At 70.9% G+C, this 8271-nt stretch carries 5 protein-coding genes; 2 read left to right on the top strand and 3 right to left on the bottom strand.

What is annotated here, in order from left to right; translation table 11 throughout:
* Positions 1-127 precede the first annotated feature (127 nt).
* Both ABZ621_RS32435 and ABZ621_RS32430 read left to right on the top strand, forming a co-directional pair.
* Positions 128-523, top strand: a complete 396-nt coding sequence (locus ABZ621_RS32435) for a three component ABC system middle component (protein ID WP_360610027.1) — start codon at positions 128-130, stop codon at positions 521-523.
* Positions 520-2487, top strand: a complete 1968-nt coding sequence (locus tag ABZ621_RS32430; protein ID WP_360610026.1) for a DUF3732 domain-containing protein — start codon at positions 520-522, stop codon at positions 2485-2487. Before ABZ621_RS32435 ends, ABZ621_RS32430 begins: the two co-directional genes overlap by 4 nt.
* Before the next feature lie 81 nt (positions 2488-2568).
* On the opposite strand, the gene ABZ621_RS32425 is transcribed toward ABZ621_RS32430, so the two are convergent.
* The 3 genes from ABZ621_RS32425 to uca all read right to left on the bottom strand — a co-directional run bounded on the left by ABZ621_RS32425 (position 2569) and on the right by uca (position 8270).
* On the bottom strand, positions 2569-2841 hold the full coding sequence (locus ABZ621_RS32425; protein ID WP_360610031.1) for a tyrosine-type recombinase/integrase: 273 nt from the start codon (positions 2839-2841) through the stop codon (positions 2569-2571).
* Positions 2842-2991: 150 nt separating this feature from the next.
* Positions 2992-4686 carry an allophanate hydrolase gene (gene atzF, locus ABZ621_RS32420; RefSeq protein ID WP_360610025.1) on the bottom strand — a complete coding sequence of 565 codons (1695 nt, stop codon included), beginning with the start codon at positions 4684-4686 and terminating at the stop codon, positions 2992-2994.
* The gene (gene uca / locus ABZ621_RS32415) at positions 4683-8270 is read right to left on the bottom strand and encodes an urea carboxylase (RefSeq protein WP_360610024.1); all 3588 of its coding nucleotides are present in this window, start codon (positions 8268-8270) and stop codon (positions 4683-4685) included. Before uca ends, atzF begins: the two co-directional genes overlap by 4 nt.
* Between the last annotated feature and the right edge of the window lies 1 nt (position 8271).

Raw genomic sequence — 8271 nt, 5'->3', positions numbered from 1 at the left:
CGCAGCCCGATCGCCTACGAGACAGCGTCCCGAGCAACATCAACTACGCTGACGCCAGCCGCATAACCGTGTCCAGGATTCGGGGTCAAGGCCCGTGCTCACCGCCCGGACAGTTCAGGGGTATCGGGTGCAGTTCGGTCAGCCTTGTCCCGTTGCCCTTGCCGTGCTCGGAGCAGTGATGGCGCTGCAGCCCGCTGTACGCGACCGATTGCCCAGGAACACCAACGCCGGGGTGAGTCGCTGGGTCGAGGAAAACCGGACGGTGAAGATGGCAATGACACAGAATGCCACCGCCTTGGCTGCTGTCGTCCGCCCAGGTCTGCTGTTCGCCCTGCAGACCACATTGCTGAGCTGCACGGATCAGGGGCTGCTGCACCTGCCGACCGGACGGCTGAAGAAAGTGATCACTGGAGCGACCGAAGAGGTAGTCGCCATCCAGAAGGCAGCACACATGCTGGGGCGATGGCTGCCCAGCACCGGCAGCATGAGCACCGTCATGACCCTGCTAGGAGTTCGGCCGTGACCTTTCAGATCAGCGCCATCTCGATCTACAACCAAGATGGTCGCATCCGCACCGTGCCGCTCCGGCCCGGGCGCATGAACATCATCACCGGCGACTCCCGGCTCGGGAAGAGCGCTCTGCTGAACATCGTTGACTATTGCCTTGCAAGCGACGATTACGTCATCAAAGGTGCCGTTCTCCGCAACTTCGTCCACGTCTTCGCCATCACCCTCGTCAAGGGACAGCAGCAACTGTTCGTCGCCCGACCAGCCCCCGCCGACAACGCAGCGACGACGACCACGATGTGCGTTGTGTCGCAGGCGCACGGTGCGCAGCCTCCGGTCCTCGACGCTCTGACCTTCACGACCCCTCTCGACATCGCAAAGGGTCTGCTCTCCGACTTCGCCGGCATCGATCACACCTTGCGGATCCCGGCAGTACGCAGTGCCAAGCCCATTCCGCCCTCGGTTCGCCACGCCATGTTCTTGTGCCTCCAGAAACAGAACGAGGTCGCCAACGAGGACCTGCTCTTCCATGGACAGAACGAAGATTTCCACCGCACGGCGCTCAGAGCGATGCTGCCGTACTTCCTGGGAGCAGTTGACCCCGAGCGAGCCCTTCGCGAGCACCAGCTGCGTATGTTGCGACGACAGCTGACCGAAATGGAGAACGCCCTCGCCGCCGCTCGCGTCACGGGACCCGCGTCCGGCCAGTCACGTGCACTGCTCACCGAGGCCATCGAAGCTGGCCTGCTGCCGATGCCACCTACCGGCCGGGAGCTGACAGCCCAGGAAGTCGTCGCGGGTCTGCGACGAGCAGTCTTCACCAGGACCGTCGAACCGGATGCCCAATGGCTCGAAGATCCGCTCACCGCTCTCACCGAGGCACGTCGACAACTGCGGCAGGCCCATGCTCGCACCCGGGCACGGATCTCCAATCTCAAGCAGGCGGCTCGCGAGAATGACGAGTTTCTCGGCCAGGCGACAGAGCACCAAGCCCGCCTGGCCACGCTCGGCCTTCTCCCTGAGCTTCGGGATACCGAATCGCCGCACACGCGGCAGTGCCCCGTCTGCGGCGCCGCGACCCCTGATGCGGGCCGCACCGCTGAGGTCATCACAGAGGATCTGATCCGACTCACTGCAGAGCTGACCTCCATCGGAAGCAGCACGCCGGACATCAACGCGATGATCGCCGAGGAGCAGAACCACCTGGCGGACCTCCGATCCGCCCTCGCGGGCAATCAGGACGAGATCGACGTCCTCACTGCGGGCCGACGGGCAGCCGCCGCACAGGAAGACCCCCTGCGGCAGGCGGCCATGGTCCAAGGCCGCATTAGTCTTTATCTGGAGACGTTCGCCCGGCACGAGCAAGTACCCCAGGTCGTCGACCAGCGGGAAGACATCGTCGCGCAGATCACGGCCTTGGAGGAACAGCTCGGCTCAGCCGTCCAGGACGACCGGTTGAGCAGCTTCATCTCCTTGGTGAGCGCGAAGATCAAGGGCAAGGCCGTCATGCTCGAGCTCGACCATCGCGAGGATCCGATCCGTCTGGATCCTCGCGCTCTGACGATCGTGGCGGATACCCCTCGCAGGCCGATGAGGTTGTCCGATATCGGAGGCGGGGAGAACGCCATGGGCTATCACGTGGCGACGATGCTGAGCCTCCACGAGTGGTTCTCCGAACAGAGCCGACCAGTCCCCCGTTTCCTCTTTCTCGATCAGCCCTCCCAGGTCTACTACCCGGAGGACGCCCAGGACGGCACGCCGGTCACCGACCGAGCCGCCCTGCTCAACCTCTACAAGACGATCCAGCAGACAATCGACGCCTTGCAGAGCGACTTCCAGGTCATCGTCATGGAGCACGCCGACCTCGACGACGAGCCTTTCCGCAGTGCGGTCCAAGCTCGTTGGAGGCGCAGCAACGGCGAAGCGCTGGTTCCCTATGAATGGATCACAGAAGACCTGACCGACGAACCGGTCGAGTGACTGCGCGCAGTCCGCGTCACCAGCCCATCGCGAAGTCCAGCGCCCGGATCTACCGGACCTCGCTGACGGCGTGAGGGATGCTCATCGGCGAGCCAGCCCCGAGCGAACCGGCCCGCCGGGGCGCGAAGCCGCGATCGACGATCCGGCGCTGGCGGCGGTACTGGCCGAGCGGGCAGCGGGCCCTGCGGACGGGATGATGCAGCGGCTGGTACGTGGTGATGCTGCCGGCACCAGGTGGCGGTAGGTCCGGTAGGTCTCCTCGACGGACTTGTGGCCCATCCATTCCGCGCCGTCGGTGATGGGGATGCCCTTCCTGAGAGCGTTCGAGGCGAATGAGTGCCGGAAGCCGTACAGCCCGACGCTTTGCTCCGACGGGAGGTTCTTGAAGAGTCAGCGCGCGGTGGCTACGGCCACCGACGGTGGCGGGATCCCTGTCCGGAGCGCTCGGCGGACGCAGGGAATCGCGAACTCGTCTCCGCCCGGGGCGGGCCGGAGGAAGTGCTCCTACCACGCGGACGCCGCGCCACGGCCGGCGCGGTCCTCGTCCTCGATGGACCGGAGGGCGGCGCGCCAGCCGCCGTACGTGGTGATCTCGCGGGCGCCGTCGATGGCCTCCGGCTCGCAGAGGAAGCCGGGCACGAAGCCGCCGTCCGCGAGTTCCACGCTGCCCAGCGCCATCGGGCGGGGCAGCGACGAGAGGAGTGTGCCCAGCCCCTCGGCGGGGAGCCGCCACACCTCGGCCTCGATCGCGGCACCGCCTTCACGGACCCGGACGAGTCCCGGCTTGGGTGGGACCGTGTCCAGCGCGTACAGCCGGTAGGCGGGCGCGGTGGTGGTCGTGCGTTCCAGACGGCCGCCCAGGGCGAGCAGTTGCCCGTTCAACGGCTGCCCGGACAGATGCGCGCCGACCACCACGAGACGCGCCGGCGGGGCGATGAGCAGGCCGGCGATGCGCGCGAGCCGCTCGTCGGTGAATGCCCGTCCGATCAGCATGACGCCGAACGGCCGCCCCTTCACCTCGCCGGCGGGGACGGCGACCGCCGCCATGTCGAACAGGTTCGTCGAGTTGGTGAACCGGCCGAGGCGGGCGTTCGCGCCCAGGGGGTCGGCGGCGACCTCGTCGAGGGTCGGGTGCCCTGGTGTCGTCGGGAGGAGGAGCGCGTCCGCTTCGCCCATGGCCGCCAGCGCCCGGGCGCGGAGGGCGGACAGCTTCTCGCGGTCCGCGTAGAGCCGGTGGGCGGGGATGTCACGGGCCCCGGAGATGATCCCGGCCACGGTCGGGTCGAGGTCCGCCGCACCCGCGTGTCCGTCGAGGAAGACGCCGACGGCGGTGTAGCGCTCGGCGACGAACGCGCCCTCGTACAGCATCGCGGCCGCCTCGGTGAACGGCGCGAGGTCGACGGGCAGAAGCTCGGCCCCCGCGTCGGCCAGCCGGGTCGCAGCCTCCCCGAACGCCTCGGCCCAGCCCAGATCCAGCTCGCCGAGCTGCCCGGGCTCGGGAACGGCGACCCGCCACGGACCCGGTCGGCGCTGCTCCAGCGCGGGGAGCTCGCGACCCGTCGGTGCCGCCATGAAGGACAGCGCCCGCTCGGCCTCCGAGAGGGTGCGGGCGAAGACGGTCACGCAGTCGAGCGACGCGCAGGCCGGTACGACGCCCTCGGTCGGGACCAGGCCGAAGGTCGGTTTGAGACCGACGACGCCGTTGAAGGCGGCCGGGACCCGGCCCGAGCCCGCGGTGTCCGTTCCGAGGGCGAAGTCCGCGATGCCGAGCGCGACCGCGACCGCCGAGCCGGACGAGGAGCCGCCGGAGACGTACGCCGGGTCGACGGCGTTCCGGACGGCGCCGTACGGGCTGCGCGTGCCGACCAGGCCGGTCGCGAACTGGTCGAGGTTCGTGGTGCCGAGGAGCACGGCGCCCGCCGCCTTCAGGCGCGCCACCGCCGGGGCGTCGGCCTTCGGCGAGTAGGCGTACGAGGGGCAGCCGGCGGTGGTCGGGAGCCCGGCCACGTCGATGTTGCCCTTGACCGCGAACACCGTGCCGGCGAGCGGCAACCGCTCGCCGGCCGCGGCTCTCGCGTCGACCGCGGCGGCGTCCGCCTCCGCTTCCTCCCGGGGGCGCAGATCGATCCACACCTCGGGCCGGTCCACCTGGGCGACACGGGTGTAAGCGGCGCGTACCCGCTCCACTGTCGTGATCATGCTGCTGCCTCCGCGGTCTCGACGGGCGCGAGGACGACGAGCGCGGTGCCGGCCTCGACCTGGCTGCCGGGTGTGACCAGGACCTCCGCGACGACGCCGTCGGCGGGTGCCGGTACCGGCGCCTCCATCTTCATCGCCTCCAGCGCCACCAGCTGCTGACCCGCCGACACCCGGTCCCCGATCCGGACGTCGACCTGCCAGACGCAGGCGGTGAACTCGGCTTCGACCAGTCGGCCGCCCTCGGGCACGGTGATGTCGGCGGTCGGCGGCGTGACCTCGGTGGCGGCCTCGGCGCGGGCGAACTCGCCGGCGGCCTCCCAGGCGTCGCGCTCGACGCCGAACGCCCGGCTCTGCCGGTCGCGGAAGGCAGTGATCGACTCGGCGTTCTCGTCGAGGAAGGCCTGGTACTCGGCGAGCGAGAAGGTGCCCTCCTCGGTCTTCGGGACGAACCTTCCGGAGATGATGTCCGCGCGCAGCTCCAGGAGTTCGTCGGCGTCGACCGGGTACCACCTGATCCGGTCGAAGAAGCGCATCAGCCAGGGCCTGCCGGGTTCGAAGGCGCCGCGCTGCCGCCAGCCCGACCACACCTGCGTGGTGCGGCCGACGAACTGGTACCCGCCCGGGCCCTCCATGCCGTAGACGCACAGGTACGCGCCGCCGATGCCGACCGAGTTCTCCGCGGTCCAGGTGCGGGCCGGGTTGTACTTGGTGGTGACCAGACGGTGTCGCGGGTCGAGAGGAGTGGCCACGGGTGCTCCGAGATACACGTCGCCCAGGCCGAGTACCAGGTACTCGGCGTCGAAGACGGTCCGGTACACGTCGTCGACCGTGTCCAGGCCGTTGACGCGGCGGATGAACTCGATGTTCGAGGGGCACCACGGGGCGTCGTCGCGCACGCCGGCCGTGTAGCGGGCGATGGCCTCGCGGGTCGCCGGGTCGTCCCAGGACAGCGGCAGGTGCACGGTCCGGCTGGGCACCACCAGTTCGTCGGTGGCCGGGAGTTCCTCCTCCACGCGCAGCACGGCGTCGAGGAGCGCCTGCGGGGACAGTACGTCGGGGTTCGTCTGGATCTGGAGCGAGCGGATGCCCGGGGTCAGGTCGACGACGCCCGGGAGGCCTCGCGCGGCCAGCGCCTCCGCGAGCGCGTGGACGCGCATGCGCAGGGCCAGGTCGAGTTGCATGGGCCCGTATTCGATGAGGAGGTTGTCGTCACCGCTGCGCCGGTACGTGACCGCCGGGCGGCCTCCGCTCTCGTCCAGGCGCGCGAGGACGCCCCCGTCGACGATGGCCTCACGGTCGGCCCGCGGCTCCGCGGCGGGGTTGCGCCGCAGCTCCCGCGCCGCCGCCGTGGTGACCGGGACGAAGCGGACGGTGTCGCCGGGGCGGAGCTGGCCGAGCTTCCAGCGCTGTCCGGTGACGACCGTCGCCGGACAGACGAAGCCTCCGAGGGAGGGCCCGTCGGGGCCGAGGAGGACGGGCATGTCGCCGGTGTAGTCGACGGCGCCGACGGAGTACGGCGTGTCGTGGATGTTGGAGGGGTGCAGGCCCGCCTCGCCGCCGTCCGGGCGTGCCCAGCGCGGCTTGGGGCCGACCAGACGGACACCGGTGCGCGCCGAGTTGAAGTGGACCTTCCAGTCCGCGGCGTAGAAGTCGCGTATGTCGTCCTCGGTGAAGAACTCCGGTGCGGCGTGCGGTCCTTCGACCGCGCCGATCCGCCACACGGTGTCGAAGGAGGGCCGCTCGTCGAGGGGGACGACGGCGGTCTCCGTACGCGCCTCGCCGCCGTGCAGGACGTCGCCCGCGCGCAGGGCGCGGCCACCGTGCCCGCCGAACCGGCCGAGGGTGAAGGTGGCCGCGCTGCCCAGGAACCCGGGTACGTCCAGGCCGCCCGCGAACAGCACGTAGGTGCGCAGTCCCCGTTCGTCGGGGGTGCCGACGGCGAGTGTCTGTCCGGCGTCGACGGTGATCGGCTCCCACTGCGGTACCGGAAGGCCGTCGATCGTCACTCCCGCCGGGGCTCCGGTGACGCAGACCGTCGTCGGGTGGGTGAAGCGCAGGGAGGGGCCCTGGAGGGTGCACTCCAGACCGGGTGCGCCCTCGTCGTTGCCGAGCGCGGTGTTGCCGAGCCGGAAGGAGAGATCGTCCATCGGGCCGCCCGGGGGGACACCGACCTGCCAGTAGCCGGTGCGGCCCGGCCAGTCCTGCACGGTGGTCAGGGTGCCCGGCGCGACGACCTCGATGCGCGGAGTGGGGTCGGCGATCGCCGCGAGCGAGGCGGTCGAGTGGCCGGCGGCGCGTACGTCGCCGTGGCGGAGCGCGGCCCGCACCAGGCCGAGGTTGGTCTCGATGCCGTCGACGCGGGTCGCGGCGAGCGCCGCGTCCAGCCGGTCGAGCGCCTCGGCGCGGTCGGCGCCGTACGCGATCACCTTGGCGAGCATCGGGTCGTACGCGGTGGTGACCTCCGTGCCGGTCTCCACCCAGGCGTCCACGCGGACGTCCTCGGGGAAGGACACGCGGGTCAGCAGGCCCGCGCTGGGGCGGTGGTCGCGGGAGGGGTCCTCCGCGTAGATCCGGGCCTCGACGGCGTGGCCGGTGGGCGTCGGAGGCTCGGTGACGACCGCGGTGTCGCCCTGCGCGAGCCGCAGCATCCACTCGACCAGGTCGACGCCGTGGATCTCCTCGGTGACCGGGTGCTCGACCTGGAGGCGGGTGTTGACCTCCAGGAAGTAGGCCGCCTCGCGGGCGGCGTCGTACACGAACTCGACCGTGCCGGCGGAGCGGTAGTCCACCGACGCGCACAGGTCCCGGGCGGCCTCGGCGAGCCGGTGCCGGACGTGGTCCGGGAGGCCGGGTGCCGGGGCCTCCTCCAGGACCTTCTGGTTGCGGCGCTGGAGAGAGCAGTCGCGGTCGCCGAAGGTGACGACCCTGCCCTGTCCGTCGCCGAAGACCTGCACCTCGACGTGCCGGGCCCGCTCCACCAGCCGTTCCAGGAAGACGCCGGCGGAGGAGAAGGAGGCCGCGGCCACGCGCTGGACCCGCTCCCAGGCTTCGGCGAGGTCGGCCGCGCCGTGGCACGCCTGCATGCCGATGCCGCCTCCGCCGCCGGTCGCCTTGAGCATCACCGGGTAGCCGGTCTCCTCGGCCGCCGCGAGGGCGGCGTCCACGTCGGGGAGGAGCCCGGTCCCCGGGGCCAGGGGCACGCCCGCCGCCCGTGCTGCGGCGCGCGCGGTGTGCTTGGCCCCGAAGAGCTCCAGCTGTTCGGGGGTGGGGCCGACGAAGACGATGCCGGCGTCGGCGCAGCGGCGCGCGAAGTCGGCGTCCTCGGACAGGAAGCCGTAGCCGGGATGGATCGCGCCCGCGCCGGTGTCCTTGGCGGCCTTGAGGACCAGATCGGCGTCGAGGTAGGACTCCTTGGCGGGTGCCGGACCGAGCCGGACGGCCTCGTCGGCCAGCCGTACGTGCTCGGTGGCGCGGTCGGCGTCGGAGTACACCGCGACGGTGCGCAGGCCGAGTCGGCGGGCGGTGCGGATGACGCGTGCCGCGATCTCGCCGCGGTTGGCGACCAGCAGGGTGTCGAACGTCATC

This window comes from Streptomyces sp. NPDC007863, from assembly GCF_040633895.1.
Taxonomy (GTDB): domain Bacteria; phylum Actinomycetota; class Actinomycetes; order Streptomycetales; family Streptomycetaceae; genus Streptomyces.
This window is presented reverse-complemented; position numbering and strand designations above follow the sequence as displayed.

What these genes read in the sequence shown, in the direction of transcription:
- atzF (WP_360610025.1), bottom strand. Translation starts at nt 4,686, where the DNA reads ATGATCACGACAGTGGAGCGGGTACGCGCCGCTTACACCCGTGTCGCC.
- uca (WP_360610024.1), bottom strand. Translation starts at nt 8,270, where the DNA reads ATGACGTTCGACACCCTGCTGGTCGCCAACCGCGGCGAGATCGCGGCA.